Here is a 26,609-nt window from a genome sequence, read left to right as displayed (position 1 = left end):
GCCGCGCGGCCCCCACACCCGAGGACCCCCGTGATCGACACCCTCCGCGACACCAGCACCATCACCCTCACAGACGCCCAGTGGGCCCTGTTGCTCGCCGACACCCCATGGGTCAACGGCTTCACCGTCGAGGACTTCAACAGCGTCCACAACGTCCTCATCCGGGCACACAACGCGCTTCGAGAGAACCTGTTCGAGGACGACGAGCGCCGCATCGACGCCATCACCGACATTCAGCTCTGGTACGTCGCTGACGGCCGCAACGATGACTTCCTCCTCGCCGTGAACCTCGCCCACCGGCTCACCCTCCAGTCCGACCTCATCAACATGGTGGACCTCAAGGACACAGCCAACGCCACCCCCGGCGAGCCCGCCATCCGCGCCGTCTTCTCCTGCCTGATCGCCGAGCGCAACGAGATGTGCGAGGCGTTCGCGCTCGCCGCCCTCGAATTCGAAGGGCTGGTCGGCTACGCCGAGCACCGAGGCATCAGGCAGGACGACCTGTACGACACCGTCCACGACGTCGCCAGCGAGCACGCCAGCGCCACGAACAACAACGGCCTCGGCACCCAGATCCCCTACCTGATCGAGCAGTACGGCCACGGCAACACCCGCGACCTCATCGACGAGATCGCCGCCGACAAGGCCAGCACGCCCGACGCCACCGACTGACAACCCGCCGGGGCGGCGCCACTGCCGCCCCGCCACCCACCGGAGAACACCCCGTGACCATCACCGTGACCGGCCCGGCCGCGCTGCTCAACACCAGCGGAGCCCGCTTCAAGGCCCTGGCCGGATCCATCCTCCCGTTCGTCGCCGAACGTGAGGAGGACGATGCCCCGGCCCCCATCACGCACCTGCACATCGAGGCCGTCAACAACGAACTGCTGTTCATCGGCACCGATCGCAGAACGATCGCCGTCGTCCGGCAGCCGCTCACCGTCGCGTCCGTCAACTTCGCCGTCCGCGTGTCCGTGCCCGCCTACACGATCGCCTGCCGCCTCGACGACATCAAGGACAAGATGCGCGTCTCCCTCGCCATCGAACTGAAACAGATCACGCTCGCCTACGGACGCACCGAGCTTCGGCTCCCGGCCCGCCCCAGCGAACTGCCCTGGCGCAGCGTCATCACCGACCACCTGACGTCCGACGACGTTCTCACCGACCGCTTCATGATCGACGCATCCCACCTGGCGAGACTCGGACCGGCGAAGGTCCTCGCCAAGCCACGCAAGCCGATGAACATCCACCTGCGCGGCAGCGACCGCCCCTTTATCGCCACCGCTGGCGGTGTCTTTCTCGCCCTCATCATGCCCAGGGTGATCCCCGGCCACCCCGGCGCGACCCTCCCTGAGCAGCCGCTCGACGCCTGGCGCGACCACCTCGACTGATGAGCGATCACGTCATGGACTGGTTCGACCTGCTCGACCAGGACCAGGTCTGGATCGACGGAGACGGACGCGAGCACCAGATCGCCGCCATGGACCCGGCGTACTGCCGCCGGGTCCTGGCCTGGCTCCACCGCCACGCCGGCGACGTCACTAACGCGGCCGCCGCCGCCATCGACCGGGCGCCGCTCCCCGACGTGGACACCGTCGCCTACGACATCGTCGCCTTCTCCTCTGAGACGGCCGAGATGCGCGACGACCCGCACGCCTGGCTCGTCACCACCCCACTCATCACCACCCTGCGCACCCGCGCGGGCTGGCTCACCACCGACCCGAAGGACACCCACCTATGACCGCCGCCGTGGCCGAAGGGCCCACCCCGCAGCAGCCCATCACCCCGGCCTACGCCCGCGCCCTGCTCCTCCTCACCCAGGGCCACCAGGCCAAGGACGCAGCCGCTGCAACCGGCGTCGCCCTCGGCCACCTGGTTGCCCTCGCCCGTCAGCAGGGATGGGAGATCCACTCCACCACCCAGCGCGCCACCGACCCCAACCGCGAGAACTTCACGCCCGTCCTCGCCCCCGACCTCCAGGCCCTGGCCGCCCAGTTCATCGGCCGCCCCCGTGTTGTGGAAGACCTCGACGAGCCCGCCGAGCCGTACAACGCCAGCGAATTGCTCGCCGCTGCCGCCGAGTGCGACGACCGCCAGGTGCAGGCCGCACTCGACCGCGCCCGGAAGGCCATGGAAAAGCTCCACACCCTCTTCACAGAGGCGGAGGAGCGCCGGATCGCCGCAGCGCAGCTCGAAGCCGCCAAGCAGACCGCCGCCGACCGCGTCGCCACGCTGAAGCTGGAGCTCGCCGCCGCAGAAGAGAAGGCCAAGGCCCTGGGCGTGCCCAAGCGCACCCCCTCCGGTGACCGCGAGCGCGACCGCGCCATCCGCGCCTGGGCCAAGGCCCAGAACCTCGGCATCGGCGACTTCGGCCGCATCCCCGGCCACATCCGCGACCAGTACGACGCTGCCCACCCCACCGCCTAACCGCCGAAAGGAATGGCACCATGACTGCCACCGACGACACCCCCATGCTCAACGCGAGCGCCACCCGCTCGCACCGCGCCGACACCCTCACCATCGACTTCGCCACCCACAGGCGCTCTGACCCGCTCACGCCGTACACCTGCCAGTCGGAGTCCGACGTGGACGACCCCGGCTATCGGCCCGGTGGCCAGCGCTACCGTTCGGCGAGCCTCGTCATCCCCGACGCCAGCGGCGCCAACGAGCTCGGCGCCTACGGCCTGGCGCTCCGGTTCGCCTCCGTCGCCAGCCTCGACGCCCTGATGGAGCACCTCCACCAGCTTCGCCCCATCCTCGCCGAGACGTTCCCGGACGACTTCTGGGCCGACCCGTCGAACACTGTGACCGTGGAGAACGGGCACCTTGTCTGCCCGTACTGCCGGGCTGAAGACACGATCGTCGAACACGACGCGACCAGCCGCACCAACAGCCTCCGCCTCGACGACGGCGAGATCGTGGCCGACTTCGGCGACATGGGCAACTGGGAGACCGATCACTTCGGCTGCAAGAAGTGCGACGCCCGCGTGTTCCTGCCCGATGGCAAGCAGATTCTCTACCCCTGACCACGCCCGGCCGCGCCCGACCAGTACGGGCGCGGCGCTCCCCGCCCGGTACCCGGAAGGAACCACCACGTGACCACCCCCGACATCAACGAACGCTATGTCCTTGCCCAGGACGGCATGTCGATGTACTACCTGGCATCCGTCACCAGCAACTACAACTGGCGCGGCGACGCAGCCACCGCCTACGCCAACGGCGAGCCCATGACCAAGCTCAACGTCTCCGGCTGGTGGGGCACCACCAGCGCCGGCCCGCACGAGATCGTCGTCCACATCCCCAACATGGACGTCACAGTGCGCTGGGACCTGAAAGACCCCGAAGCCGAAAGCGCCAGCTTCCCGCGCACCCTCACGCCCGAGCAATTCAGGCAGTCATCCCAGGACACCGATGTCATGTACGCGATGTACTCCGCTGTCCAGGAACCGGCCGAACCCACCATCCTCCCCGTGGACGGCCCGTGGACCATCCTCGAAGACGCCCTGCTCCCGCCCCAGGACAAGACCCTTCCGCCGTGGACCGCCAGCCTGCCCAACGCCCTCAAGCACCGGCCCGAGTACCGGCACCTGTTCCCCGGCTACCTGTCCGGCCTACGCGAGCACCTCGCCGACCGCATCAAGCGCATGCCGAACGTCCAGTACTGCTTCAACCAAGACCAGGTCCTCAAGGTCTACATCAGGGTCCCCCTCGAAATGCCTGAGCAGAAGTGGGTCACCCCGGTCACGCTCAACCGGCGCAGGAAGCCCAAGCCCGAACTGCGCGAGATCAAGGCCGAGCGCAGCTTTCACCTGCCCGTACCCGACCGCGTCCAGGGCGCCAGCCACGCCGACGCCCTCAAGAACTGGGACAAGCAGGTGGAGTTCTGGCTAGACGTCGTCCGCTCGGCATCGGCGAAGGCGTGCAACCATTGCCACGGCCACGGCTACGTGTGGGACGGCGCGGAGGAGTACGCCCCCGCCGTCAAGTAGCCCCTTCCGCGAACGCCCTCACCGCCCCGCGCGGTGAGGGCGTTCGCGCGACACTGGCCCAGCAAATCGAAGTGAGACGTTAACCCCGTCCGCCCGGGATGCTCCCGCGCATGATCGCCCACACCACGCCGCCCACGCTGGCCGACACCGGCACACCCATCTACGACCAGCTCCTTGCCGAGCACCCCGGCCTGTTCGATCGCGCCCCCTGGGACGCAGCCGCAGCCTCGGCCGCCGCTGCAGACCAGGCCAGCATCGACACCGCCGTGATCCCGCGCATCACCCCGCCCAACCCGTGGTTCACCCCGCGCATCCCCGCCGGAGCGGCCGCGTGAACGCCCCCAACCTGGACGACGAGGACGCCGCCCTCCTCGCCGGCTGCGGCGCCTTCGTCGGCACCCTCATACGGAACCTCGTCATCGCCGCTCTGCTCATCGCCTCGATCGCCACCACAGGCGTGCTGTCCGGCGTGCTGTGGTCCGCTACCGCCGCCTTCATCGCGTTCTCCGCGATCCGCGCGGCGAACCGCACCTATCGCGCCCGCCGCCCACGGCAGGCGCCTGCCCGAACCACCGTCAAGACCAGCCGATAGGACGCCGCATGTTCTCCACCCAGCTCACCCACACCTTCGACGCCGCCCATCGGCTCCCGAACCTGCCTGGGAAGGACGCAAACCTGCATGGCCACACCTGGCGGGCCAGCGTCACCATCGCCGCCCCCACCCTGAACACCGGCGTCCTCGTCGAGTTCGGAAGCTACAAGACTCTGATGCGCGACTGGATCGACACCCACCTCGACCACAGCGCGATGCTCGGCGCCGGCGACCCCCTCCTTCCTGCCCTGCGCGCCGAAGGTTGCCGCGTCTTCGTCTTCGACACCAGCGCCGGCCACGCCAGTTCCTGGCCGACCGTCGAGACCGTCGCCGCCCTCATCGCTCACTACGCAGACCGGTGGCTTTGCGACCTGCACACCCCGCGCCCCGACGCGCACGTCGCCCGCGTGGACGTCGCCGCGACGCTCACTAACGCCGTCACGTGGCTTAACCCCAACCGCGCCACCTGGACGCCTGCATGACCGAGCTCAATCCCTTCAGCGCACCCCACCAGGAGTACGACGTGACCCACGCACGCCGCAGGCCCGGCCGCCCGACCAAGCTCACCCCCGACCTGCAAGGCCGCCTCATCACTCTGCTCGGAGCCGGCTACTCGGCGGCCCAAGCCGCCCACGAGGTCAACATCTCCCCGTCCACCGTCTACCTCTGGCGCCGTCGCCACCCCGCTTTCAGCTCCGCCGTGGACCGTGCCCGTACCGAACCGCGGCCCGCCCCTGCCCCTGTCCTCCGGCAACTGCCCACGCACATCGCCACACCACCAGCCGCGCCCACGCCGGCGATGATCCGCGAGATCATCCGTCAGCACCCGGACGGCGTGATCGAGATCGAACGCCACTACGCCGACACCGCGCAAGCCCCAGCACCCGCCGGGCCTCAAGCAGCCCCCGCAGCCGAGCCGCTCGGCCACGCCAACGACCATCAGGAGATCCTCGCCAGCCTGCAACGCATCTACCCGCGCAGCGTCGCGAGAGTGCAGCTCGATCACCTCACCACCGGCCGGGACCGGACTCTCCAGGTCCTGCGGGCGCTAGAAGCGCTCCACCTCGTAGAGCGGCAGATCCACAGCAACCGCACCAGATGGCGCGCCACAGCGTGCCCCAGCCACTGACAGGAGACAGCAGTGCCCTACCTCGGCCCCAAGTGCCTCAACGAGGCCCGCCTGGAGTGCCTCAAGCTGGCCGCCGAGTACGTCGGCACCTACGAGGCCAAGCCCGACGAGATCGTGGAGGCCGCCCGCCGATTCGAGACCTACCTCACGGAGGGCAATTGAGCCTCAACCGCCGCGTGCCCCTGACCGCCCTCTTCAAGCCGGCCAGGGTACGCGACGCCGTCCCTAGGATCGACCGGCTCACGGTCACCGCCGCGATGTCGGACGGCAACACGATCACCTTGGACGTCGCCGAGCCCTTGGGGGCATCGCTCGACTACCGCGACGAGTACCGCTCCTGCACACATCACATGGCCCTCGCCGGGCCCAAGTTCGCCGTGCCGTGCCGATGCCAGGAGGAACAGGAACTCGTCCTCTCCATCCAGCTCGACCCGTGGCGTGACGGCGAACCCGCTTACACCGCTACCACCCAGCCGACACCCGAGCGAGGCAGCAGCCCATGAGCACCGACGACGACGAGACCAAGCACGCTGGCGGCCGCCGCACCAAGCTCACGCCCGATCTTCAGGAACGGCTGTGCGGACACATCCGCGAAGGGCTCTACCTGGCCACCGCGTGCGCTCTCACCAACGTGGGCGAAACCACCGTCTACCGATGGCTCGCCGACGCCGCCAAAGACGACGCCCCCCAGGACCTGAGGGACTTCGCCGAAGCGGTCGAGCAGGCCCGCGCGGAGGCCGAGCGCCTCGCCGTGGACGTCATCTTCAAGGACTTCAAGGGCGGAGTGCTGATCAAGCGGGCCGAGCGGCCGGACGGCAGCGTAGAGGAGCAGTGGACGCCGCCGAACGGCAAGCTCGCCCTGGAGTACCTCGCCCGCACCCGCCGCGACCGCTACCAGCCAGTCAAGGCCATCGAACTCACGGGCAAGGACGGCGGGCCCGTCGCTGTCGCCGGCGTAGACCTCGCCGGCCTGGCCGATCGCGTCGCCCAGGCCGCCCGCGACGTCCAGGCCGGCGACAGCGACGGGGGAGAGGCCACCCCGTGACCCACCCCAGCCCGCGCGCCTTCCGGCACGCCGCCACCGTCATTGACCGGCCCGGCATCGCCGTCGCCTATCAGGCGCTGGAAGACGCGCTCCGCCGCGAGATCGCCGAACGCATCCTGCGCGGCCGCAAGCCGTGCCCCGATCACCCGGCGGCCGGCGGCCGCCCCTCCTGCACGGCGTGCGGCGAACACCACGCCTACGGACAGGCCGCGCGCCTGGCGCTCGGCATCCATCGGGAGCTGCCTGCGGGGGCCAGCTCCTGACCTCGTCGGCGTGGCGGCCCGCGCCCTAGAGATGCGTTGCCCTGCAACGTGGAACGGCCCGCCAGCGATCTTGACGCTGGCGGGCCGTTCGATTGTCGGGGGTGGCGCTCATGCGAGGGAAACTCCAGCGCCCAACTAAAGGGCGAATGGCTGGCTATCCGATCCCGCCGCGCCGCACCCCCGGTTCAGGCCGGGATGGCGGGCTGCAACGGAGACGACGCGACCGGACGCGCCGGGACAGGCTCAGCCGGACCCTCGAACCACCACTGCGCTATGTGCGCGGTGTGCTCGGCGGCGTCCCCGTGCGCTGCGATCACCTCCAGGAGCCACTTGCCCTCCAGGTGACGGGCGATGGCGTCGAAGTAGGCGCGGGCCAGTTCAGGACGCGGGACGCTCGACAGCACGAACACCCGGATGACCCGGTTGGCCGAGTCCACCTCCGTCATATGGCGCGGGTCGAGGTCGAGCGGCGCGAGCGGCGGGAACGCCCGCATGTCGGCCTTGGGAATGTCGCCGCGCCGCTGCGCATCGAACAGCACGCGGATGAGGTCGGAACGCGTGAACCGCATGAGGATTTCCTTCCGGTAGATGGGCCCGGCCGCCGCTCGGACGGGCCCAGGGGAGTGGCTTCTAGGGGAACGGGCCCGCCCGCCGCGCGGGCGAGCCCGTGGGGTCAGGAGAGACGGAGCAGGTAAGGGGCGAGGCGGCGGAGCTGGTCGGCGGTCAGGTCGCGGCTGTGGCCCTGCTCGTCGATGCCGCACACCAGGGCCGGGCCGTACCACGGGATCCACAGGCCACCGAGGCGGACGGACAGCTTGCTCGCTGGCATGTTGCCCTCGCCCAGGCCCAGGCCCTGCCTGTTCGGGTCGATCCACATGCCGACGTCCGGCGCGAGCTGGTGACGCTCGGCGGAGAAGGCGTTGAGCAGGTCCAGCGTCAGGGGCAGGGTGCAGGCGGTGGCGGGCAGGTTGACGACACGCATCTGCCGGTTGGGCAGCAGCAGAATCGAGGCGCTCACAGGGGGTGTTTCCTTCCGGGGGAGGGGGCCCGCCCGCCGCTCGGGCGGGCCCAGGAGGGACGATCAGGCGGCGGCGAAGATGACGTTGATCACGGCCAACTCTCCGTACCGCTCGGCGAACCGCTCGTTCGCCTTGCTCTGCACCCGCTTCTTGGCGGGCGTCTCCGGTGCGTACACCGGCTGGAGCACGATCACGAGCGCCGGGTCGCGGCCCTCCTCGTGCGACTCCTCCACCAGGTGCGCATGCTCGAACCTCTCCCACGTGGCGAGCTGCACGCGCTGCTCGTGGGTCAAGCCCACCAGGTACGACCGGCAGAGCTCCCGAGCCTCCACGAAGTAGTTCTCCACCAGCGCGAAGTCCGGCTCCACGGCGACGATGCGGCCCATCTGGGCAAGCGCGTCGATGACGTTGTTGCGGATCTGGGCCCACGCGGTGTGGTCGCCCTTGTACCGGTCGGCGATCTGCTTCGCCAGCGCCAGCGAGCCCGTCATCCGGTCGCGCGCCTCCCGCAGGTGAGCGGGGGTGAGGTCGTAGTACGTGGTGAGCATCGTGATCGCCAGCCGCTGGATCCACAGGAGGTGGGTCTGGTGCGAGGACTCGCGGGTCTTGCTCATCTGGGGTGTTTCCTTCCGGCTGGGGGAGCGCCGCTCGCTCCCTTCCGACACCCCAAACATTAGCAGTCTTCTTTAATGTTGTCTATATCGGCAATCCCCCTCTTTGCCTGTGTGGACACCATTAAAGAACACTGCTAAGGTCTTAATTGTTCGGCGGGAGCGAGCGGCGCTCTCGCAGGAAACACACCGGAAGGAAACGCATGCGTTTCGCCACTCTGACCTGCTTGTTCGCGACTCTGGTCGCCCTCGCGGTCGGCTGCCTCTTCATCCTCCCCGCCGCCGCCCACGCGGCTCCGGCGGAGACCGGGCAGATCACCAGCCCCACCCCCGGCACTGCCCTCACCACGGGCAAGCCGGTTACGGCCAAGGCCGTCGTCACCGACGCCTGCACCGCCACCCTGACCCTGCGCACCCCCGCAGGCGACAAGACGAACCTCGCAAAGGAGTCGGGCAACCCGACCTGCCTCGGTGAGATCACCCTCACCGGGACCTTCACCCCCGACAAGCCCGGCGACTACGCCCTCACGGTCATCGGCAGCGTCCCCCTCAGCGAGGTCAGCCTCACGGCCACCGCCGCTCCGACCCCGACCCCGACCGTCACCGAGACCGTGACGGCAACCCCCACCGCCTCGCAGACGCCCAGCGCCAGCGCCACCCCGACGCCCACCGAGACCGTGACCAAGACCGCCACCCCGTCGCCGAAAGCCAGCGCCACCCCGAAGAAGTCGGCCACGGCCAAGCCCCGCGCGACCACCACCGTCAAGGTCACCGACCCTGCACCGGCCACCGCCCAGCAGCCCACCGTGATCAACAACGTCCCGGCCATCCCGACCGCCGCCCCCAGCGGCACCGACCCCAACACGGTCACCTTCCCGACCGCCGCCGCCCCGGTCACCACCGTGACCGCCCAGCCTGACTACACGGCGGCTTGGCTCGCATTCCAGAAGATGTCCGCCGACACCAAGGACGACGGCAGCATCTGGGACGCCATCCTCCGCGTGATCGGCTTCATGGGCATCGTCGCCATGATCGCCGCCGTCGCCTGGATCGGCATCAAGGTCTACCGCAAGCGCGGACGCCACCACTGAGCCCAGACCTAACCCCGCCTGCCCCGGCACCATCCGCGCCGGGGCAGGCACCCCACCCCCTGAGCCCAGTGGAGAACCCTTGCGCACTAGCCGCCGCTACCTGACGGACCTGATCTTCCCGCCGCGCTGCGACGACGAGCCCGCCCCGCCGAACACCTACTGCCGCACCTGCGACGCGCCCGCCGCCCGCTACGCCCCCGGCTTCGGCTGGGTCTGCGCTAACACCGGCCACTAGGAGCCCCCGCATGCACCCCGACGCCGAACTCTGGCACGCCAAGCACGCGCTCGGCGCGGCCCACCGCAGTGTCACCCACTGGGGCCGCTTCTTGCGCATCGCGGTCCGCGTACCGATGGCCACCCCGCTCGACATCGCCCACGCGCTCGCCGTCCGCGACGCCGAGACCCGGCCGCTCGTCGCCAAACTCCTAGACCGCTACGAGCGCGCCCAAGGCGACCTCCTGGCCGCCCGCATCAACCTCACCGACCGGAACCGCTAACCGATCACCACGGGCCCGTACGAGCGGCGTACGGGCCCTTCACCACACTGGAAAGAAACACCGTGAACGCCACGAACGACCCCACCAACAGCGACCGAGCCGAAAGCGGCATCATCGCCATCAGCGCCTACGTCAACGACGCCTACATGGCCGACAACCGCGACCTCAGCAACGACGCAGACCTCGACCAGGCCGCCCGCGACACGATCGGCGACATCCTCCACCGGCTCGAACGCGCCCGCGTCCACCCCGGCGTCATCCTCCGCCAGGCGTACGACCGCTACCGCGAGGAAGCCCGCGCCGACGACCCCGGCGACCGGCCGCCCGTCGCCTACCCGTACGCCTGCCGGTACTGCGACGCCGAACGCGGCCAGCCCTGCTACTGGGCGTGCGAGTCCTGGGCCCTCTTCGCCCACCGCTTGACCGAGCCCGAGCCCACGTCGGCACCAGCCGGGCAGCCCGTGCAGCGCTGCTACGAGTTCGGCCTCTCAGTCAGCGTCACGGCAGCGGTGGACGCCCCCAACGCCGACACCGCACATGAGCGGCTCGACGTCATCACCGGCACCACGGTCACCCTCTGGCGGGGGGACGGCGTCGTCCGGCTCACCTTCCAGGCCATCAGCCGTGACCGCGAAATCCTCAAGGTCACCCCGCCCGGCCCCGAACTGAAGCCCGTCACCGAGACCACCATCACCGAGATCCCCCTCTGACCGCCCCGGCGGAGCCGCGCCCACACGGCGCGGCTCCCCACACCCAGGAACCACCCGTGAGCAACACTCCCTTGACCGTCTTCAGGCTCGACGCCATGACGTTCATCGTCGGCGACGTCACCGCCCGCACCAGGAGCGAGGCCCGCGCCAAGCTGCGCGCTGTCGTCGAAAGCCTCGCCCTCACCAGTGACGACCCGGACGTCACCCTCGACGGGCTGAGCATCGACGGCGACATCGACGTCCTCGACGAGACCCCCGCCCCCGACGTCCCGGCGGCCGGCCACGACGCCGACCCGGGCGCGGCCGGCCCCCGCCTGTACGACGGGCTCGACATCTTCCTGCCCCACCCCTGAATGAACCCACCGGCGCGCCCGTACGAGCGGCGTACGGGCCACCAGCACCACCGGAAGGCACCACCCTCATGATTCAGCCCTACACATTCTTCGCCCCGGACGAGCTCGACGCCCTCGTCCACGTGGCCGCCGCGTTCGCCGCAGGCCACGACCCCGAAGACGTCACCGACCGGCAACGCGAACTCGCCGAGCGCGCCTGCCGCATGTTTCTCGACCCGGGCGAGGGCGACTACCAGCTCCCGCCCGCCACCGACCCCGACCTCACCCGCGTCATCGTCACCCTGGAGACGTACGCGCGCGTATCCCGCACCGTCACCGTCGCCGTGGATGTCCCCCCCGCCATCGCCACCGACCCGGACGCCATCAGCGACCACCTCAACGACGGCGGCGTCTACTGGCTGGAGCTCGCCGAGCACTACTACGACAACGACGACGGCATCGAAGTCACGAACGTCCGTCTCGGCGTCGCACCTGACGCGCCCGTCCTGCACAGCTACGCCCTCGACGTCGAGCTCGACGCCGTGGCCCGCCTCGACGCCCACACCGTGGAAGACGCCAAGCGGATCCTCGCCGACGCGCTCCAGCGCGCCCCGTTCGGCGCGGTCGGCTCAATCTGCATCACCGAGGCCACCATGACCCAGCCGCCGCGCGTGGTCGAGATCGACGGCCAGGAGGCGGAGCCCAGCCCGCGCCCGTACACCGTGACCGGCCTGCTCGACCTCGACATGTCGCCATCCCCGCTGTACGTCGCCGGAGTCGTCGAAGGCGAACGCGACACGTGCGACAGCGACAGCAACAGCGGCGACTTCGGCGAATACCAGCGATACGCCGTCACCGTTCATGCCTACGACGCCGACGAGGCGGCCGCGACCGCCGAAAGCCTGGTCCTCGACGAAGACGACGAGGAAGAGGAAGAGGAGACCGGGCAGGACCTGCCGCAGGCAGCCTGACCCGCTCCCGGCCCGAGCGCCGACCGACCCGCGCGGTCGGCGCTCGGCCGCGTTCAGAACCGTTCGGCAGCGTTCACCAGCGTTCGGGCCCGGACACTAACCCGCCCTGCCCGACACCCTCCCTTCTTCAACCGCCAGGACCTCGAGGGCCTGGACCGCGAACGAGGGGGCACACCCGTGCAAACCATCACGTCGCCGAACAAGACCAGGGGCCGCGTCGCACCGATCCGCGTGATCGTGGTGCACACCATGGAGACCGGCGAGTCCGGCAACGTCGCCGAGAACGTCGCTTCCTACTTCGCCCGCCCCAGCACGAACGCGTCCGCCCACCTGTGCGTGGACAACAACAGCGTCGTCCGCTGCGTATCGGACTCGGACACGGCGTGGGCCGCCCCCGGCTGCAATTCGGATGGGCTCCAGATTGAGCTCGCCGGGCGCGCCGGCCAAAACGCAGCCCAGTGGGCCGACGAGTACAGCAAGGACCTGCTCGACCTCGCCGCCCGCCAGGTCGCCGGCTGGTGCAAGAAGCACAGCATCCCCGCCCGCCGGCTGACCCGCGCGCAGCTCCGCGCCGGCCAGCGCGGCATCGTCGGTCACCAGGACGTGAGCGCCGTCTACAAGCGGTCAGACCACTGGGACCCCGGCGGCAACTTCCCGTGGACCTCGTTCATCGCCAAGGTCAAGCACTACCTCGACGGCGGCACCACCGAGCAGCCATCCAAGCCGACCCCGAGCAAGCCATCCACCTCCAAGCCGTCCGACTGGCCCGCCTTCCCCGGCCGCCTGCTCACCTACTGGCCCGGCCAGCCGCTCATGAGCGGAGCCGACATCACCACCTGGCAGAACCGCCTCAAGCAGCTCAAGTACACGATCACCGTGGATGGCCGCTACGGGCCCATGACTGCCGCCACCACCAAGGTTTTCCAGCGCGCCGAAGGCCTCCCCGTGGACGGCATCGTCGGCCCCAATGCCTGGCGCGCCGCTGGCTGACCCCGCCCCCGCACAAACCCGCAGACCCTACACAACCCTGCACTCCCGCAGGTCACATCCCTGGAGCCCACATGTCACGCAACACTCTGCAAGCGATCACCACCGGCATGGCCGGCATCGCCACCATGCTGCTCCCGCAGGCGTACGCCGGCGAGTGGTGGCCCGGCAACTTCCCTGCGTACGTGGCCGCTTTGGTGCTTGGCTGGCTTCTGTTCGTCGCCTTTGCCTTCAGCCACATGCCCAGCAGGGCCAAGCCCGCTCCCGGCCGTACCACCACGCACCTGCCGCCCGACCATCAGCCCAGTCCCGACGACCTGATCGTCAACTGGGGCCAGGTCACCTCCCGCCTGCCCGTGGACGAAGCCGAACGGATCGCCCTCGACCTGCTCAACCGGGCCCACACCGCCCGCTCGGCCGCGGTTGCGCCCACAGACAGCGGCAAGGTCAAGCAGTGACCGCCGGCGGCGCCACCGGCGCAACACTCCGCTATCAGGCGGCCGCCACCAGAACCCGCCGATAACCCCCACACCCGACCAGCCCCATACCGGACGACCGATATGTGCTGCCGTTGCCCCGATATGCCCCCGCTGAGAGGCTGATCAACAACAACCCGAATACGAGCAAGGGGCACCGTGAACGACGTGCTGTACGACCCGTACGACTTCGCCATCCACGACGACCCGTACCCCACGTACGCGGCCATGCGCGAGCGCGCGCCGCTCTACCGCAACGCCGACGTGGACTTCTGGGCGCTCACCCGTCACGCCGACGTCTACGCTGCCGCCCGTAACCCGGCCGTCTACTCCAACAGCCACGGCGTCAGCCTCGAACTGTGGTCACCCGACGCCCGGAAGCGGTCGTCGTTCATCAGCATGGACCCGCCCGATCACACCAGCTTCCGCGCCCTCATCAGCCGCGGCTTCACACCCCGCCGCGTGGCCGAGCTGGAGCCTCGCATCCGCGAGATCACCCGCGGCTACCTCGCGGCGGCCATCGACCGGGGCACGTTCGACTTCGTCACCGACCTGGCGACTCCCATCCCGGTGGACGTCATCAGCGAACTGGTCGGCGTCCCCGCCGCAGACCGCGGCGACCTGCTCGGCTGGAGTAACGCCGTCATCGCACGCGAAGAAGGCAGCACCGCCATCTCGCCCGAGTCCACGACCGCCACCATGGAGATCGTGGCCTACTACGGGCAACTCGTCGCCGACCGGCGCCGCCATCCCGGCGACGACCTCGTCTCCGCCCTCCTCGAAGCCGAGATCGACGGACAGCGGCTTACCGACCGCGACATCGTCGCCGTCTGCATGCTGCTCGGCATCGCCGGCAACGAGTCCACCACCAAGGTCTTGGCCAACGCCTGGTACCAGGCAGCCCGCCACCCCGACCAGCGGACGATCGCGTGGACGCCCGGCCGGATCGGCTCCTGGGTCGAGGAGACGCTCCGCTACGACTCCTCCGGCCAGATGACCGCCCGCCTCGTCACCGAAGACGTCCAATGGCACGGCACGACGGTTCCGGCAGGCTCCCGCATGCTGCTCATCTTCGCCGCCGCCAACCACGACCCGGCGGTCTTCCCCGACCCCGAACGCTACGACCTCAACCGCGACACAAGCCGGATGCTCACCTTCGGCACCGGCCCGCACTTCTGCCTCGGCGCCAGCCTCGCCCGCCTCGAAACGCGGATCGTGCTCGAGGAACTGGTCGCCGCCGTCGCCGAGGACTACGACATCGGCACGCCGACCCGAATGCACCACCCGAACATCCGCGGCCTGGCCAGCCTGCCCACCACCGTCAAACCCAGCTAAAGGTCAAGGGATGCGCGCGACACCGCCCAGGACGCCGACCTCCTGCGCGGTGATCCCCTCGCCCACGCCGTCTGGCCGCCACTCCGTGATAGGCACCAACCCCGGCTCCAGCATCTCCAGGCCATCGAAGAACGCCGCGATCTGGAGCCGGGTGCGCAACTGGTAGGGCATGGCGTCCTCGTACACCTGCGAGATCCCGTCCACTGTGCCCGCGTCGAAGCCATCCGTCATGCCGTGACTGATCGCCAGGTACGAGCCGGGCGGCAGCGCCCTCAAGAACGGGGGCACCACCTTGTGTGCGCCATCCCGGTCCGGCACGAAGTGCAACAAGCCGATCATCAGCAGCCCGATTGGCTGCTCGAAGTCGAGGAACCCGGTCGTGACCGGATCGCCCAGGATGGCGTCCGGCTCCCGCGCATCACCCTGGAGCACCTGCACCCGGTCCTCGCCCGCCATCAACGCGCGAGCGTGCGCGCCCACCACCGGGTCGTGGTCCACGTACAGCACCCTCGCGCGCGGCGCGACCTCGTGCACGTTGCCTGCGGTCGGCAAGCCGGCGCCGATGTCGAGAAACTGGCGGATGCCGAGGTCGTCGGCTAAATGCCAGACGACACGGCGTAGGAAGTGCCGGTTTTCGCGGGACGCCGGCTCGATGAGTGGCTGAATCTCAATCAGGCGCCGCGCCGCGGCGATGTCGGCGGGGAACGAGTTCGACCCGCCGAGGTAGTAGTCGTACATGCGTGCGGAGTTCGGCACAGTGGGGTCCATGCCGGCACGCCAGTCTAAGGAGGAATCCTTGCCCATGATGATCACCATAGGGGAGTTTGAGGGGGGATGCCGGATTTAAGACGCGGCGGCACAACTCGGCAACCCAACTAAATGACCGAAATTCTGTCAACCCCTACCAGTGAGCGCTTCCCGAACCACCCGTTCCCGAATCCTCGCCAGCCCATTGCCGGACCGGTCCGGATCGCCCGCCGACATGCTCAACCGGGTGTGCGCCATGTGGTATGCCTTCACCAGCGGCATGTCCGAGAGCAGCAGATCCTCGACCAGGTGCGGTAGCCACACCACATCTGGGCGGCCGTCGCCGGGCAGCCGCATCAGCGTGAACGGCCCGCCGCGCGGACGGTACCGGCCGGGCCCGCCAGGGTTGATTTGGATGGTTATTTCCGGTCTTTGCGCCAGCTCGATTAGAAGGTCGAGTTGAGCCACCTGGACGTCGGTTCCGCCGAGATCGTCGAGCAGCACGGATTCCTGAATCACCGCCCAAATTTTCGTGGTCCGCTCCTCGAGTAGCCGCCGCTGCCGGTCGCGCAGAATCTTCACCCCGAACTCGACCTGATCGGCCGCCGTCTCCGGATGATGGGCCGCCTGCCGCACCGCCACGGCGTATTCGGGATGCTGGAGCAACGGCGGCACGCTGTCGCTGGAGAACGTGCGGATCAACTCGGAGCTGTCCTCCATCTCCATGAAGACGACCAGCCACATCGGCAACCGCTGGAAGTAGGGGAACCACCAGCGATCGTCCAGGTCTCCCCGGGCAGCCGCCGCGAATAGCTGCTGCTGGAACGGGTCCATGACGCCGTACCGCGAGAGGAGCTGTTGCAGCATCCTTGTGGACGGCGTCGTGCTGCCGGCCTCTACCCCATCCACCCAGCCCGCCTCCGTGCCGACCACCAGGTCGGCCTCCGCCGTGGACAGCTCAGCCTTCAGACGCAGCTCGCGAAGTCGGGCACCGACCCTGTTCGGCGGGATGTGATCCGCGTCGGGGGAGAGCGCCCGCTCGACCTCCTCCGGCAGGTACGGGTGAACCGCGGACAGCTTCGCATCGGCGCGCTCGCCGAGCTGGGGCGGCGGCGGGATGTCCCACCCAATCGGCGCGAGCCGGTCCGCGCGCCGGGCCAACTCCAGCATGACCCGCATCGCCTCACGGGATGCGTTGGACAAGCCGGCGAACGGGGCGTCGCTTGACGGGTCACTCTCGCCGAGTAGCCATGACGTGCGCACGTTGAGGACCTCGGCCAGCGCCTTGACCACGCCGATGGTCGGGTTCGTGGCCTTGCCCTGGCGCATCTGCACCACGTAGACGTGGCTGACCTTGACGTCCAGCTCGGCGAGCTTGTCCCGGACATTGCGGTCAGTCAGGCCGCGCCGCTTCATGATCTCGTCGAGCCGTGCGGCGAACATGTCCACCCGGGTCCTCCTGTCAGGGCGCGGGGGTGCGGCCCTTGTTGACGGATCAGCGTACAGAGCACCAAGACATTAGCCCCGAGTGTTGACAGAGAGTGCCCGTGAGCGCCACGATCAAACGCCGAAATGGTAACTGACGCTGCCAATGAGGTAACTCTAGATGGCAGACGCCAGTAAGCACGATCTTGACGTATACGTTGCGTTACCGGGAGGAGCCGCGCTTTGAACGAGCAGCATCCAGGCGACAGCCTTCCACCAGCCGACCTCACCATGATCACGGACTTGTACCGCCGCGCCGCCTTCAACAACAGCGACGTGCCCGGCTACAAGTTCGGCATGCTCGACTCTCTCGTGAGCGAGCTCGCGCTCTTCGAGCAGCGTGAGTCCGCCCTGCTCGCCCTCCTGGCGCTGGAGTGCGAACGCCTCGTCAATGAAGACGGAGTCGAGCCCAAGCGCATCGTTACCCACCTGTCCACCCGAACCCCCCTCACCCGCGGCAAGACCTTCCTGTACGACCTGATCAAGAGGGCCCCTCAGGCTGGAGAACTGATCGCCGACATCCTCGCCCGAGAGGCAGTCCTCCTTCAGCAGGCCGTCCAGGACCCGCGCACCGGAGCCGCCTACCGGCTCGCCGCGCACGCCCGCATCATCCAGATGCGCGACGCAGCCAAGCAGCTCGTCGGCCGATTCAGCCGCATCCCGGTCGCCAGCGTCCTGCCCCTCGGTATGGTCGGCGCGATCCTCGGAGGCAAGGCGGCAGCCGCATCCGGCAGTGCTACAGGAGCCGCCGCCGCAGGCTCCGCAACCCCAGCAGCAGCCGCCGGCGCCGCTGGCACGGCAGGCGTCGCAGGAGCGGCGGCCCCAGCCGTCGCCAGCACCGCGGCCGCCACGAGCTTAGGCACCGCCGCCGTCAGCGGGGGAGGGACAACCCTGGTCGGTGTGGCCAGTCAGGTCATCACCCAGGTTGCCAACTCCGTAGGCATCACCTTCACGCAAGCCGCAACCGCCATGGCCGCCACGGGCCTGGTCGCGGCCGCGCCCATCGTCCTCGACCTGCCGCGGGAGCCAACTCCCATCGTCGCGCTCGCCGAACCGGACACGGCCGAGCCTTCAGTCGTCCCCTTCTGGGGCGAGCCCGCCGGACGGGACACCCCGACCGCCGCGCCGACGTTCACCATGTTCACGTCCCCGCCCGCCGACACGGCGGCCCCGCCCGTGAGGACGACCTCTCTCACATCGGCGAACCCCATCACCTCAGCATCGAAGGCAACGAAGTCGGCGGCAGCACCCACGGTGCAGCCGACGCAGAAGCCTGCGACCGCCATGCCTACCGTCTCGGCGACAGTGATCGCCACGGCCCCCGCCAACGCGCCGAAGCCGACAGCCACTCCGGCGCTGCCCCCCCCGCCGACATATACCCCCACGCCGACGTTCACCCCCACGCCGTCATTCACCCCCACGCCCGGCGGGCCCACGACGCCGGACCCCGGCACGCCAGGCCCCGGCGCCCCCACCCTTGGGCCAACCCCCACCCTTGGGCCAACCGCCACTCTTCCCCCCGAGGCCGGCGCCACGGAACCGCCACCACCCACGAACGTGCCGACCGGCCCGCCCCCTGGACTACCCGCACCCGCCGTGGCGTGGTGGTACGGCCCCTGACCGGCGCCCCCTGAACCGGGCTTCCGTCTCCGCCTCTTGGCGAACTGCGCAGAGCTCGCCCTTGCTTGGCGGGAGGGGCGGAGGCGAAGCCCTACCCCTTCCGGTACCGCTCCATCTCCTCGAGCTCCTTCGCGGTCACCTCGCGCAGGAACCACCACGCCGCCCGCTCTCCCCGCTGATGCAGCAGCACACGCTCCCGCACGTCCAGCCCCGTGTTCGTCCCGTCCAAGTCCAGCAGATACGCACGCAGCGTGTTCATGCGCTTCACCTTCGGCACCACCATGCCGATCAGCGCGTCGTACTCGTCCACGACCACCCGCGGAGCCTCGTACCGGGCGTGGACCGCCGTCACCACCCACCACACCAGCGGGTCATCGTACGGGACCACCCAGCCGCCCGACCCGCGATCCGCCGGCCAGTTGAGCAGGTCCACCCGCAACAGCTCCACCCGCCCACGCTATCGAACACGTGAGCTACACCGGCAAGACAGCCGGGGGAGGAGCTACTCGGTAGGCAGCGCAGTCTGTTGCACTCTCGCAAGGCCGGCGAAAATTGGTTCTCCGTACGGGGCGCTCCCAGGCGAACTCGGCGTCCTCGGGTTGATGGGATGCAACCGGGGGTCAAGCGCCCCCGGCCGCTCACAGCGCCTTCCGTCACTCCGGCATCCCCGGAACAGATACAGCCAGCCGCCTCGCACGGTGCGAGACGACGGGCCGCCCGGGGAATGGGCGATCAGGACGCCAGTAGAAGCTCCCGCCACCGCCCGGCGGACGGCCATCACCATGTTCTCGGCGCACGCGGTCGCTCTGTGCTCGACGTGGGCGCGGCCTCTCCCGACGCGCAGCGCTTCGGCATCGCGCGGTAATGCCCAAGTCTGCATGGCTGCCCGACTGCTCCACATCCCAGCAATGCCGTCATAGACACCAATAAAGAATCATGCTAAAGTTTTGATCTGTAAGCAGGCCGATCGCGTCAACCGGCCCCACCTGTTTGGCCTTGAGGAGACTGCACGTGACCACCATCCAGATCGCCACTATCGCCATTGCCCTGACGATCAAGGCGGCCATGCTTCTCTTCGTCTTCCTCGCTCGACGGAACCGGCGCCGCAACGCCGCCGCCAGCCTCCGCGTCTCCATCGGCACCGACGCCCACGGGACGCCCATCTATCTGACCGCCCCGGCCAACTTCGTGGGCGACGTGCGGCGACGCCTCGACAACGCCTGAGATCTGTACGCAATCGCTCGTCTCAGCGTCCTCACCAGCCCCACAGCATTAGTAGCTGGAATGAAGATTCCAGGAACTAATCGCCCACATGATCACCAAGCGACCACCGGAAGGGAGCACCCCGTGACCCTCAGCGAGGTCCTCGCCGAGAACTACCCCCGCCCGAAGCTCATCGCCATCGACCCCTGGCAGTGCGGCTGCAATGAATGCCAGCAGGGCGAGTACAAGCCGCTTCGCGAAGCCGACGACCGCGACATCGCCAACCTGCTCAACGGCACCCTCCGCAACCACACCGGCATCACCCTCGATGTGACCGCCGCCCTCGGCGCCCACGTCGGCACCGGCGAGAATCTCCGCACCGTCCACGTGGAGCACGAGGTGATCGTCACCTGCCAGTACACGTCTTGGACCGTGGACCCGCACCTCCTCGGCTTCCCCATCCGCTAGCCCACCGGCCGCCGGGCACCCCGCCCGGCGGCCCCCAACCCCTCCGGAAGGAAGCACCCCATGACCCTCAGCGACACGGTCAAGCTCCACGTCACCCTCAGAACCGACCTTGTCCGTTCCAAGATCTCGGACACCATCGACACCCAGGTCCTCGTCACAGACTGGGACGCCATGACCGAGCAGGAGCGCCAGGAGCACGGCGACGCCCGCTACCACGACTGGATGCTCGCCCAGGTCGAAGGCGGCTGGACGATCGCGCAGTGACCCACACGCCCGACTCAGCCCGCGAAGCCATCCTCGAAGTCGCCACCCTGATCTCCGCCCTCGAAGACGTACAGCGCGCCGTCACCCCCGAGGAGCAGGCCGCCGCCGGACTCCGCCTCGAAGTCGAGACCACGTTCGCCATGGCAGGCGTCCACGAACGCAACCGCCAACGCCTCCTCAAAATGATCCGCAACGGCATCTGGTAAACCCTCCCGCCGCTGGGCACCCCGCCCGGCGGCCCCTCCCACGTCCAAGGCCAGGAGCCCACCGTGTACCCCGAGACGAAGCACATGAAGGACACCGTCGCCGTCCTCGGCATCCCCCGCCGAGCGATCCATGCCGTCACCGACCTCGGCGACACCCACGCCACCGTGCTCGACCCCACCCACCGCAACCTCATCGCCGACCACGCCCACCAGCTCGCCACCCCCCGATACGGCGTCATCATCTGGCGATACCCCTGCGGCTGCCCCTCCAAGGTCCGCGTCACCACCGACAGACGGCACACCGGCCGCGTCCACACGATCGCCACCACGCCGTACAACGAGCACCACTGCCCCCAGAACGCGATTAACCCAGGCCATTGCGACGACTGCGCCCTCCGTAGCCGCATCGCCGCCCACGGCCCCAACCTGGAATGCAGAAGCGTCCGCTGCTCCATGCCCCACCTAGCCACCGACACCGACACGGTCAAGCTCGAATTCGACGTCAGCACCGAGAAACACGGGTCCAAGGTGTCGGACACCCACGACACCGGCATCCCCATCACCGAGTGGGACGCCATGACCCCCGAGCAGCGCAAGACATACGGCGACCGCGAGTACCGCGAATGGATGATGGAGCAGCTCGAAGGCGGCTGGGAGCTCGCGAAGCGCGACGAGAAAGGCGTCTGGTGAACGGCGCCCGCCACCCCGACCAGGTATGGGCCGACATCGTCCGCTCCGTCGAAGCATTCTTCGAGCAGCAGCGCCAGGAGCACGAGGCGTTCGAGGCGTTCCCCGAACAGGTCGCCAAGCGCGCCGCCACCCGCGAACGCCGCTCCGCCACCGCGAAACGCGCCCACGCCAGGAAGCGCGCCGCCGCCCAAGCAAGGGAGGAGGAGCAGCGCCGCATGGACGAGATGGAGGAAGCCGCCCGCCAAGGCGGCCCCGCCTGCGAAGGATGGGACTCCCCCGCCCGCCCTACCCCAGCGAAGTCCCCTGCTCCCTCCCAGCCGGACACACCGGACAACCCCACGAGAACGTGCACTACGGACACACGTGGGAGGAAGACGAATGACCACCCGCCCCGCCAGCATCGAATGGACCGGCGACCGCTACGACATCCTCCCCGACAGCGAGCACGGCGCGCCCCTCCTCCTCGGCGGCCGCCTCGTCGCCGGATACCGAGACGCGCGCTACCTGAACCACCGCGACGCGCACACCGTCAAGCAGTGGCACGTCGCCGTCGTCTCCCACGAGTACGCCGTCGCTGGCGGCATAGCCGAAATCAGCGCAGCCTGCGACCCGCGCCGCATCATGCTCGGCGGCCTGACCGAGAACCCCGCCCACGAGATCCCGGAGAGCTGGAGATGCCGCCGTCCGGCGTGCGCCGCCCTGTTCCGCAAGGCCGACCAGGAAGCACAGCAGCCGCGATGAACACCACGACCACACCCACGCTCCAAGAGCTCCAGCCCGGCCGCCTCGTCTACATCCCCGCCGGCGCCTCCTCCGTGCGCACCCGCCCCCTCGCCATGATCCTCAGCGAGACAGTAGCCCGCGAACTCCACGGCTCCGTCCCACTCACCGGCCAGGCCCTCCGCGCAGACGGCTCCAACCCGCTCCGCTACCGCACCACCTTCCTCACCGCCACCTTCACCAAGCTCACCATCGCCCCACCCGGCATCCGCCGCTGCGTAGCCACACGATGCCCCAACACGTACGACGCCATCGCCATGTACGAGACCGGCGAACTAGAGCCAGGCTGGCGCATGCTCCAGAGAGGACACCTCGGCGGCACCAACCTGTGCCCCCGCCACGCACCCACCGCCACCCCAGACGGCACCACCCGCCTCCACATGCCAGAAGCCATGGACCGCGACACCGGCACCATCACCTGCACCTGCGGAGTACTCATCCGCCCCCTCATGGCCCGCAAGAACGACACCGTCGTCCGAGGAGCCTGCGTACTCGCCTACGGCGTCCATATCGCCGCCATGACCCCACGGAGGCCCTCATGACCACCATCCCCGACACCCCTTTGACCAAAGGCCAGACCCCGCCCCGGGAGTTTCGGGAGGCCAACGCGCGCGCACGCGCGAGCACCGATGTGGAGGACACCGTGGTGTCGGGCGAACCGGTTGATTTGGACGCTGTGGTGGCTGGGCGGCAGTGTGGGCGCGCTGCTTGGGGCGGTGCTCTCGAACCTGGCGCCGTGCGCGGGCGAAGGTTGCCGCCGAGCTGGTGGAGGAGTGGAACGCCGCCTACCCGGTGGGCCAGCCCGTCCGGTACTGGACTGGCTGGCGGGAGGGGGAGGGCAGGCGGAGCCGTACCCGGACGCCGGCGCAGTTGCTGGGCGGGCACACCGCCGTGGTGTGGATGGAGGGGGAGTCGAGTTGTGTGGCGCTGTCTCACGTCGAGCCCATCACCGAGCATGAGCTGAAGGAGCAGACCAGGTGAGCGACCTCATGGACGATGTGCGCGACGACGGCCCCAGCGAGAGCGAGGTCCTCGGCTGGCAGGAGGCGAACGATCACCCCGACGAGTGGCCGCAGGACGGCCAGGACATGCCAGACGGCAACGTTGAGCCCTTCCTCGAACACCAGCTCAACCGCCTCGCCGACACCCTGTTCCGCAGCCTCGATGCCCTCGAACAGCGCATCGAGGAGCGGGCCGAGCAGCTCGCCAGACCGCGGATTGTGGAGGCTGAGCGTCGGGCGGCCGCGGCCGAGCAGCGCGCCGAGCAGGCGGAGAAGGCGCACGAGCAGCGGTCGGGAGACCTGCGCCGCGAGCTGGTCCGGCAGATGGACGTGCTGGAGCGGAAGCACTGGCGGTTGTGGTGGCTGTCGCAGTACCTGCCGGGCTCGCTGCGCGCCCTCGTCACGCCGATGCCGCAGGCCCTGGCCGCGAAGCTGCCGGAGGACTGGCGGGCGATGACGGCCCGCCGCGCCTCCCCTGACTTCGACGAGGCCGCGGAGGCGGAGCTGCGGCTCCTGGCGCAAGGGATCGTGCTCGTCGTCGAAGGGCAGACGGCCGCTCAGTTCCAGCGGCGGATGCGTATCGGGTTCGCCACTGCGGGGAAGCTCCTCGATCGGATGGAGGAGCTCGGCGTGGTCGGCCCGATGGAAGGCCGGAAGCGCAAGGTACTGGCCGGCAGGGACGCGCTGCCCGATCTGCTCGCGCCGTACGGCTTCGCGGCGGACGAGGTGCGGCTGTGACCCGGCCGCTGCTGCCTGGGATCGAGCCGCGCACCCCGGAGGAGAAGGCCGCCCGCGAGCGGCACCAGGAGGCGCGTGACGTCTACTACGGGCTGCGCCGCCGCCTGGCCGCCCGCGCCTCCCACGACGACACCGCTTCCCCGTACGACCTGGTCGCGGACGCCTTGTTCCACGCGTTCGCCGACCAGATGTACGCGGCCCTGTCCTCGCCCGACTTCGCGTACCGGCTCCAGGAACGCGGGCTACGCATCGGCCCGGCCCTGGACGAAGGGGTGCCGCCGGAAGCGCCGGACGAGTGGGCGAACGACGTGCTCGGCTTCGGCGACCCTGACGGCAGCCCCGTAGACCCGATAGAGCTGATCGACCGACTGTACGCCGACGCATGGACAGCAGGTTGGGAAGCGCACGCCGCGGCGCTCCCGGCCGGAGAAGAAGAGGAACCGAATTGACGACCATCGACCGGCTGCCCGCCCGCGCCGTCCCCGCCCGACTCGTCCCCGCCGGCGGCGAGCTCGTCGCCGGCGACGTGGTCCGGGTGGACCCGATCCGGAACCCGTACCGCACCTATCTGGACAACCTGCGGTCAGCAGGGTCGAAGACGGCCATGGGCGGCTGCCTGGACCGGCTCGCCCGCATCCTCCGCGGCCAGCCGCTCGACGACCGCACCGTGTCCGGGGAGAACTTCCCCTGGCACGTCCTCCGTTACGAGCACACCAGCCGTCTCCGGGCGGAGGTGCTCAAGCAGGGGTGGTCCGCCGCCTACATCAACAAGCACCTCGTCGCCCTGCGCCGCGTGCTGAAGGAAGCGTGGCGGCTCGAACTCTTATCAGCTGAGGACTACCAGCGCGCCATCGACCTCGAACAGGAAGACGCCTCCACCCTCCCGGCCGGCCGCCATATCCCGGCCGCCGCACTGGCGCTGCTGCTCGCGGTGTGCGACGACCCCGACAAGCCCGCCGACATGCGGGACCGTGCCATGTTCGCTGTCCTCTACACGTCCGGGGTACGGCGCGAGGAGCTCGTCTCTCGCGACCTGGCCGACTGGGACCGCGAAACTAACAGCATCCGCGTGCTCGGCAAGCGCTCTAAGGAGCGCATGGCGTACGTGCCCGACGACACCGCCGCCCTCGTCGAAGAATGGCTCAGCGTGCGCGGCCGCACCCCCGGCGCTCTCTTCCCCTCCATCTGGAAGGGCGGACGGCTTCGTACGGACGCCAACGACCGGCCCGCCCGCATGACCGGGCAGGCCCTGCGCAAGATGCTGATGAAGCGCGTCAGCCAGGCTAAGCACCTCGACCCGGAGACGATGGGTAAGAAGCCGTTCCGGGCGCACGACTTCCGCCGCACCTTCATCGGCGAACTCCTCGACGCCGGCGTGGACCTGGCTACCGCGCAGGCCCTCGTCGGCCACTCCTCCCCAGCCACCACCGCCCGCTACGACCGCCGGCCGGAAGAGACCCGCCGCGCCGCGGTCAACCGGCTACGCTTGCCGAACCGCGCCACCCCGCCAGCCAACGACGAAAGGCCACAATGATGGGCGGCTGCCTCGACCCCACCCCGGAGATGGGACCGTTCACCGTCGAAGTGCGCGGCGAGTCGTTCTACCTCGGCTGCCACTCCGACTACCTCGCCGTCACGCCGGAACGCGGGTGGAGCATCCCCGCCGGCCAGGTGCCGGCCCTCGTCGCCGCGTTCGACCAGGTGCGCGATTTCCACGGCTACGCGGCCGCGCTCCAGGAGAACCAGGAGGGCAGCGCTCTGCCCGAGCACCGGGTGGAAGTGCGCGAGGGCCGCGTCCACGTCCACGGGCTCAGCTATGCCTACCTCGGCGACGCGTCCACCCGGGAGTGGCCGTATCGGACCCTTGAAGTGGAGTACCGGTATGTGCAGGCCCTCCAGGACGTCATCACCGCAGCCGCACAAGGAACCCCAGCGTGAGCAGCAGCTCCGCCCGCTGGCAGATCGAGAAGCACGCCGACCCCGGCGACGTGTTCGCCCCTGGCGCGTTCGACAGCCAGATCGGTAAGCAGATCCCCGTCATCCTCGGTGCGCAGGGCACCCTGCTAGGCACGCTGGTCGAAGCCGAAATAGCCGACGACGGCCGCACCGCCACCCTCACGGTCGAGACTCTCGCCCCCGTGTACCCGGAGAGAGGAGGCGCAGCGTGGAACATCGAACCGAACGCCTTGCCCAGGCTCGCCTCTGGGCCCGGGACTTCTGGCTGACGTTCCGGCTCGTGCGCGACCCGTTCTGCGGCGACCTCCGCCATGAGCTACGGGCGCGGCGTATCTTCGCGGCCGAGATACGGCGCCGTATGCGGGCAGACGCGCTCAGCAGGCGTGACACCAGATGATTCGCTC

Annotated in this window: 43 protein-coding genes; 37 read left to right on the top strand and 6 right to left on the bottom strand. The window is 69.3% G+C overall.

Going from position 1 to position 26,609, the window contains the following annotated elements:
- The first annotated feature begins 30 nt into the window (after positions 1-30).
- From AB0F17_RS43280 to AB0F17_RS43215, 14 genes are all read left to right on the top strand, one after another.
- Positions 31-672, top strand: a complete 642-nt coding sequence (locus tag AB0F17_RS43280) for a hypothetical protein (protein ID WP_358035686.1) — start codon at positions 31-33, stop codon at positions 670-672.
- 53 nt (positions 673-725) lie between these two features.
- Positions 726-1,391 carry a hypothetical protein gene (locus tag AB0F17_RS43275; protein ID WP_358035684.1) on the top strand — a complete coding sequence of 222 codons (666 nt, stop codon included), beginning with the start codon at positions 726-728 and terminating at the stop codon, positions 1,389-1,391.
- The gene (locus AB0F17_RS43270; RefSeq protein ID WP_358035682.1) at positions 1,391-1,741 is read left to right on the top strand and encodes a hypothetical protein; all 351 of its coding nucleotides are present in this window, start codon (positions 1,391-1,393) and stop codon (positions 1,739-1,741) included. Before AB0F17_RS43275 ends, AB0F17_RS43270 begins: the two co-directional genes overlap by 1 nt.
- Entirely contained in the window at positions 1,738-2,427 is a 690-nt protein-coding gene (locus AB0F17_RS43265) for a histone-like nucleoid-structuring protein Lsr2 (RefSeq protein ID WP_358035680.1), read from the top strand. The genes AB0F17_RS43270 and AB0F17_RS43265 overlap by 4 nt, the downstream gene beginning before the upstream one ends.
- A gap of 20 nt (positions 2,428-2,447) precedes the next feature.
- The gene (locus AB0F17_RS43260; RefSeq protein ID WP_358035678.1) at positions 2,448-3,026 is read left to right on the top strand and encodes a hypothetical protein; all 579 of its coding nucleotides are present in this window, start codon (positions 2,448-2,450) and stop codon (positions 3,024-3,026) included.
- Positions 3,027-3,095: 69 nt separating this feature from the next.
- Positions 3,096-3,989, top strand: coding sequence for a hypothetical protein (locus tag AB0F17_RS43255; protein ID WP_358035676.1), 894 nt, complete (start codon positions 3,096-3,098; stop codon positions 3,987-3,989).
- Positions 3,990-4,099: 110 nt separating this feature from the next.
- Positions 4,100-4,324 (top strand): hypothetical protein, encoded by a 225-nt coding sequence (locus AB0F17_RS43250; protein WP_358035674.1) that lies wholly within the window; start codon positions 4,100-4,102, stop codon positions 4,322-4,324.
- Complete coding sequence (locus AB0F17_RS43245) at positions 4,321-4,581, top strand: hypothetical protein (RefSeq protein WP_358035672.1); 261 nt, start codon at positions 4,321-4,323, stop codon at positions 4,579-4,581. Before AB0F17_RS43250 ends, AB0F17_RS43245 begins: the two co-directional genes overlap by 4 nt.
- Positions 4,582-4,589: 8 nt before the next feature.
- Positions 4,590-5,063 (top strand): 6-carboxytetrahydropterin synthase, encoded by a 474-nt coding sequence (locus AB0F17_RS43240; protein WP_358035670.1) that lies wholly within the window; start codon positions 4,590-4,592, stop codon positions 5,061-5,063.
- Positions 5,060-5,710 carry a helix-turn-helix domain-containing protein gene (locus AB0F17_RS43235; protein WP_358035668.1) on the top strand — a complete coding sequence of 217 codons (651 nt, stop codon included), beginning with the start codon at positions 5,060-5,062 and terminating at the stop codon, positions 5,708-5,710. The genes AB0F17_RS43240 and AB0F17_RS43235 overlap by 4 nt, the downstream gene beginning before the upstream one ends.
- Positions 5,711-5,722: 12 nt before the next feature.
- Positions 5,723-5,872: a hypothetical protein gene (locus AB0F17_RS43230; protein WP_358035666.1), complete on the top strand. Its 150-nt coding sequence runs from the start codon at positions 5,723-5,725 to the stop codon at positions 5,870-5,872.
- A complete protein-coding gene (locus tag AB0F17_RS43225; protein ID WP_358035664.1) occupies positions 5,869-6,213 on the top strand; it encodes a hypothetical protein in 345 nt (114 codons plus the stop codon). Before AB0F17_RS43230 ends, AB0F17_RS43225 begins: the two co-directional genes overlap by 4 nt.
- A complete protein-coding gene (locus tag AB0F17_RS43220) occupies positions 6,210-6,755 on the top strand; it encodes a hypothetical protein (protein ID WP_358035662.1) in 546 nt (181 codons plus the stop codon). Before AB0F17_RS43225 ends, AB0F17_RS43220 begins: the two co-directional genes overlap by 4 nt.
- Positions 6,752-7,018, top strand: coding sequence for a hypothetical protein (locus AB0F17_RS43215; protein ID WP_358035660.1), 267 nt, complete (start codon positions 6,752-6,754; stop codon positions 7,016-7,018). The genes AB0F17_RS43220 and AB0F17_RS43215 overlap by 4 nt, the downstream gene beginning before the upstream one ends.
- Positions 7,019-7,203: 185 nt before the next feature.
- Here AB0F17_RS43215 and AB0F17_RS43210 read toward each other — a convergent pair whose 3' ends face one another.
- The 3 genes from AB0F17_RS43210 to AB0F17_RS43200 all read right to left on the bottom strand — a co-directional run bounded on the left by AB0F17_RS43210 (position 7,204) and on the right by AB0F17_RS43200 (position 8,651).
- Complete coding sequence (locus tag AB0F17_RS43210; protein WP_358035658.1) at positions 7,204-7,587, bottom strand: hypothetical protein; 384 nt, start codon at positions 7,585-7,587, stop codon at positions 7,204-7,206.
- A 104-nt stretch (positions 7,588-7,691) separates the two neighbouring features.
- Entirely contained in the window at positions 7,692-8,036 is a 345-nt protein-coding gene (locus AB0F17_RS43205; protein ID WP_358035656.1) for a hypothetical protein, read from the bottom strand.
- 63 nt (positions 8,037-8,099) lie between these two features.
- A complete protein-coding gene (locus AB0F17_RS43200; RefSeq protein ID WP_358035654.1) occupies positions 8,100-8,651 on the bottom strand; it encodes a hypothetical protein in 552 nt (183 codons plus the stop codon).
- A gap of 200 nt (positions 8,652-8,851) precedes the next feature.
- Here AB0F17_RS43200 and AB0F17_RS43195 point away from each other — a divergent pair, with 200 nt between their 5' ends.
- The 9 genes from AB0F17_RS43195 to AB0F17_RS43155 all read left to right on the top strand — a co-directional run bounded on the left by AB0F17_RS43195 (position 8,852) and on the right by AB0F17_RS43155 (position 15,047).
- Positions 8,852-9,739: a hypothetical protein gene (locus AB0F17_RS43195; protein ID WP_358035652.1), complete on the top strand. Its 888-nt coding sequence runs from the start codon at positions 8,852-8,854 to the stop codon at positions 9,737-9,739.
- 79 nt (positions 9,740-9,818) lie between these two features.
- Positions 9,819-9,974: a hypothetical protein gene (locus AB0F17_RS43190; RefSeq protein WP_358035650.1), complete on the top strand. Its 156-nt coding sequence runs from the start codon at positions 9,819-9,821 to the stop codon at positions 9,972-9,974.
- Positions 9,975-9,984: 10 nt separating this feature from the next.
- The gene (locus AB0F17_RS43185) at positions 9,985-10,236 is read left to right on the top strand and encodes a hypothetical protein (RefSeq protein ID WP_358035648.1); all 252 of its coding nucleotides are present in this window, start codon (positions 9,985-9,987) and stop codon (positions 10,234-10,236) included.
- Positions 10,237-10,298: 62 nt separating this feature from the next.
- Positions 10,299-10,946, top strand: a complete 648-nt coding sequence (locus tag AB0F17_RS43180) for a hypothetical protein (RefSeq protein WP_358035646.1) — start codon at positions 10,299-10,301, stop codon at positions 10,944-10,946.
- A gap of 56 nt (positions 10,947-11,002) precedes the next feature.
- Entirely contained in the window at positions 11,003-11,299 is a 297-nt protein-coding gene (locus AB0F17_RS43175; RefSeq protein ID WP_358035644.1) for a hypothetical protein, read from the top strand.
- Positions 11,300-11,367: 68 nt separating this feature from the next.
- The gene (locus AB0F17_RS43170; RefSeq protein WP_358035642.1) at positions 11,368-12,249 is read left to right on the top strand and encodes a hypothetical protein; all 882 of its coding nucleotides are present in this window, start codon (positions 11,368-11,370) and stop codon (positions 12,247-12,249) included.
- 177 nt (positions 12,250-12,426) lie between these two features.
- On the top strand, positions 12,427-13,239 hold the full coding sequence (locus AB0F17_RS43165; protein ID WP_358035640.1) for a peptidoglycan-binding domain-containing protein: 813 nt from the start codon (positions 12,427-12,429) through the stop codon (positions 13,237-13,239).
- A 71-nt stretch (positions 13,240-13,310) separates the two neighbouring features.
- Complete coding sequence (locus AB0F17_RS43160; RefSeq protein WP_358035638.1) at positions 13,311-13,694, top strand: hypothetical protein; 384 nt, start codon at positions 13,311-13,313, stop codon at positions 13,692-13,694.
- Positions 13,695-13,871: 177 nt separating this feature from the next.
- Positions 13,872-15,047: a cytochrome P450 gene (locus tag AB0F17_RS43155; protein WP_358035636.1), complete on the top strand. Its 1,176-nt coding sequence runs from the start codon at positions 13,872-13,874 to the stop codon at positions 15,045-15,047.
- Positions 15,048-15,050: 3 nt separating this feature from the next.
- On the opposite strand, the gene AB0F17_RS43150 is transcribed toward AB0F17_RS43155, so the two are convergent.
- A complete protein-coding gene (locus tag AB0F17_RS43150) occupies positions 15,051-15,851 on the bottom strand; it encodes an SAM-dependent methyltransferase (protein WP_358035634.1) in 801 nt (266 codons plus the stop codon).
- Between the two features lie 90 nt (positions 15,852-15,941).
- The gene (locus tag AB0F17_RS43145; protein ID WP_358035789.1) at positions 15,942-17,237 is read right to left on the bottom strand and encodes a Scr1 family TA system antitoxin-like transcriptional regulator; all 1,296 of its coding nucleotides are present in this window, start codon (positions 17,235-17,237) and stop codon (positions 15,942-15,944) included.
- A gap of 225 nt (positions 17,238-17,462) precedes the next feature.
- Here AB0F17_RS43145 and AB0F17_RS43140 point away from each other — a divergent pair, with 225 nt between their 5' ends.
- Positions 17,463-18,899 (top strand): hypothetical protein, encoded by a 1,437-nt coding sequence (locus AB0F17_RS43140; protein ID WP_358035632.1) that lies wholly within the window; start codon positions 17,463-17,465, stop codon positions 18,897-18,899.
- Positions 18,900-18,990: 91 nt separating this feature from the next.
- Here the strand turns inward: AB0F17_RS43140 and AB0F17_RS43135 are convergent, their stop codons facing one another.
- Positions 18,991-19,347, bottom strand: coding sequence for a hypothetical protein (locus AB0F17_RS43135; protein ID WP_358035630.1), 357 nt, complete (start codon positions 19,345-19,347; stop codon positions 18,991-18,993).
- A gap of 563 nt (positions 19,348-19,910) precedes the next feature.
- Between AB0F17_RS43135 and AB0F17_RS43130 the strand changes: the two genes are divergently transcribed.
- The 13 genes from AB0F17_RS43130 to AB0F17_RS43070 all read left to right on the top strand — a co-directional run bounded on the left by AB0F17_RS43130 (position 19,911) and on the right by AB0F17_RS43070 (position 26,474).
- Positions 19,911-20,123 (top strand): hypothetical protein, encoded by a 213-nt coding sequence (locus AB0F17_RS43130; protein ID WP_358035628.1) that lies wholly within the window; start codon positions 19,911-19,913, stop codon positions 20,121-20,123.
- A gap of 123 nt (positions 20,124-20,246) precedes the next feature.
- On the top strand, positions 20,247-20,570 hold the full coding sequence (locus tag AB0F17_RS43125; RefSeq protein ID WP_358035626.1) for a hypothetical protein: 324 nt from the start codon (positions 20,247-20,249) through the stop codon (positions 20,568-20,570).
- Positions 20,571-20,630: 60 nt separating this feature from the next.
- Positions 20,631-20,834, top strand: a complete 204-nt coding sequence (locus tag AB0F17_RS43120) for a hypothetical protein (RefSeq protein ID WP_358035624.1) — start codon at positions 20,631-20,633, stop codon at positions 20,832-20,834.
- Complete coding sequence (locus AB0F17_RS43115; protein WP_358035622.1) at positions 20,831-21,040, top strand: hypothetical protein; 210 nt, start codon at positions 20,831-20,833, stop codon at positions 21,038-21,040. Before AB0F17_RS43120 ends, AB0F17_RS43115 begins: the two co-directional genes overlap by 4 nt.
- Positions 21,041-21,103: 63 nt before the next feature.
- Positions 21,104-21,730: a hypothetical protein gene (locus AB0F17_RS43110; protein ID WP_358035620.1), complete on the top strand. Its 627-nt coding sequence runs from the start codon at positions 21,104-21,106 to the stop codon at positions 21,728-21,730.
- Between the two features lie 378 nt (positions 21,731-22,108).
- Entirely contained in the window at positions 22,109-22,471 is a 363-nt protein-coding gene (locus AB0F17_RS43105; RefSeq protein WP_358035618.1) for a hypothetical protein, read from the top strand.
- Positions 22,468-23,052: a hypothetical protein gene (locus tag AB0F17_RS43100; RefSeq protein WP_358035616.1), complete on the top strand. Its 585-nt coding sequence runs from the start codon at positions 22,468-22,470 to the stop codon at positions 23,050-23,052. Before AB0F17_RS43105 ends, AB0F17_RS43100 begins: the two co-directional genes overlap by 4 nt.
- Positions 23,053-23,275: 223 nt before the next feature.
- Positions 23,276-23,491, top strand: coding sequence for a hypothetical protein (locus tag AB0F17_RS43095; RefSeq protein WP_358035614.1), 216 nt, complete (start codon positions 23,276-23,278; stop codon positions 23,489-23,491).
- Positions 23,488-24,249: a DNA translocase FtsK gene (locus tag AB0F17_RS43090; RefSeq protein ID WP_358035612.1), complete on the top strand. Its 762-nt coding sequence runs from the start codon at positions 23,488-23,490 to the stop codon at positions 24,247-24,249. The genes AB0F17_RS43095 and AB0F17_RS43090 overlap by 4 nt, the downstream gene beginning before the upstream one ends.
- Entirely contained in the window at positions 24,246-24,698 is a 453-nt protein-coding gene (locus tag AB0F17_RS43085; protein ID WP_358035610.1) for a hypothetical protein, read from the top strand. Before AB0F17_RS43090 ends, AB0F17_RS43085 begins: the two co-directional genes overlap by 4 nt.
- Positions 24,695-25,783 (top strand): tyrosine-type recombinase/integrase, encoded by a 1,089-nt coding sequence (locus tag AB0F17_RS43080; protein ID WP_358035608.1) that lies wholly within the window; start codon positions 24,695-24,697, stop codon positions 25,781-25,783. The genes AB0F17_RS43085 and AB0F17_RS43080 overlap by 4 nt, the downstream gene beginning before the upstream one ends.
- Positions 25,783-26,187, top strand: a complete 405-nt coding sequence (locus AB0F17_RS43075) for a hypothetical protein (RefSeq protein ID WP_358035606.1) — start codon at positions 25,783-25,785, stop codon at positions 26,185-26,187. The genes AB0F17_RS43080 and AB0F17_RS43075 overlap by 1 nt, the downstream gene beginning before the upstream one ends.
- On the top strand, positions 26,184-26,474 hold the full coding sequence (locus AB0F17_RS43070; RefSeq protein WP_358035604.1) for a hypothetical protein: 291 nt from the start codon (positions 26,184-26,186) through the stop codon (positions 26,472-26,474). Before AB0F17_RS43075 ends, AB0F17_RS43070 begins: the two co-directional genes overlap by 4 nt.
- The last annotated feature ends 135 nt before the right edge of the window (positions 26,475-26,609 follow it).

The sequence above is a fragment of the Nonomuraea sp. NPDC026600 genome (assembly GCF_040638335.1).
Taxonomy (GTDB): Bacteria; Actinomycetota; Actinomycetes; order Streptosporangiales; family Streptosporangiaceae; genus Nonomuraea.
The sequence above is the reverse complement of the archived record's forward strand: the minus strand, read 5'-3'. Positions and strand labels throughout refer to the sequence as shown.